1 protein-coding gene is annotated in these 1543 nt (G+C 51.8%); it reads right to left on the bottom strand.

The window, feature by feature from the left end:
• Window positions 1-178: 178 nt before the first annotated feature.
• On the bottom strand, window positions 179-1543 hold a 1365-nt coding region (locus NF543_RS25170; RefSeq protein WP_257670965.1), incomplete at its 5' end, for an IS110 family RNA-guided transposase.

Raw genomic sequence — 1543 nt, 5'->3', positions numbered from 1 at the left:
TTTTCATTAGAATATGTTTAAATCATTTATTTGTTTATCAATCAATTATAAAAATCAGTTAAGGAATTGAAATTTTCATTTACATGCTCTTGGCAATACTCTTTTGTGCTTAACTGATCAGGTCAGTTCCATCTACGTTGTCTATGCTTACAGTAAAAATCGACCTTTGTAATGTTGTTTACGCCGCATGCCCGTCAAACGCCAGGTTGGGGTCAAGCTGCTGCAACTGTTTTTTGTAATACGCGATCAGCTTGTCCTTCCTGAAGTTATCCAGATGTTCCGGCCCGAGTTCGTTGAACTCCATGTTATCCCTTAGTATGAAGTAGGCCGCCACCAGGATCTTGTGTCCTATTGCAATGATGGCTTTCTTCTTGCCCCTGCGGCCTACCAGTGATTTGTATTTGGCCCCGAAGTACGTGCCCTTGGTACGTGAGGCTGCCCAGCCCAGCTGGGTCAATAATGCCCGGAGGTTCTTGTTGCCGTGCGTGATCCGCCCGCTTTTGTTCTTCCCCGCGCTTTCATTGCTCCCGGGGCAGACCCCGGCCCAGGAGGCTAAGTGGCGGTGCGTGGGGAATTGCTCCATGTCAAGGCCGATCTCGGCGATGATCCCTATTGCACCGTCATGATCCACCCCCGGGATGTCCGAGAGCCTGTCAATCCCAAGGCTGTACGGGGCACACAGATCCTCGATCCGGGCGGTAACCTCGGCGATGGTCGATTCCAGACGGCCCATGTTGGCCAGAATCGTACGCAGCATGAACCGGTGGTGGGCCGTCACATGGCCCCTGAGCGATTCCAGTATATCCGACCGGCTGGCCTTTACACGCCCATGGACAAACTGCAGCAGATCCTCCGGACGGTAGCCCCCCTCATCCAGGATAGCTGTGATCATCTTCATGCCGGTCGATCCAAAAACATCACTCAATGCCACCGAAAGCTTGATATTGGCATCCTCCAGTATCTTCTGGAAACGGTTCTTGTCCGAAGTGACCTGACCGATCAGCTTCTTGCGGTAACGTGTCAGGTCGCGCAGCTCCCGGATCGAACGCGGTGGGATGGAACTCCCCTTCAGCAAACCGCACAGCAGCAGCTTGGCCAGCCAGCGGCTGTCACGCTTATCCGTCTTGTGACCGGGGATGTTCTTCACATGGCGGGCATTGACCAGCAGGATCTCGAAGCCATCACCCAGCACATTGAAGACCGGCTTCCAGTAAACACCCGTACTTTCCATGGCAATGTGCGTGATCCCATGCTTCCTCAGCCAAGCCCCGAGCTTCTCCAATGAACCCGTGAAGGTGCTGTAACTTTTTGTCATCGTTTTTATACCTTTGCCCTGAATGGTCGCCACAACGTTTTCCTTGTGGACGTCCAGTCCGCAACCCCGTTCAACGACCTGCTCGAATCCAATCGAGCCTTTTTCCATAGCCGCCGCTTTTTTGTTTTTTTCCATACACAAAAGTAGGCGGCTATGCTTCATATTCATCCCCTTTTGTCTGAAGGCCAAAAAAATCAAAACCGATGCTGGTGGAGGTTTCATCTGTAT

This window comes from Parapedobacter tibetensis (assembly GCF_024704835.1).
Classification (GTDB): Bacteria; Bacteroidota; Bacteroidia; order Sphingobacteriales; family Sphingobacteriaceae; genus Parapedobacter; species Parapedobacter tibetensis.
This window is presented reverse-complemented; position numbering and strand designations above follow the sequence as displayed.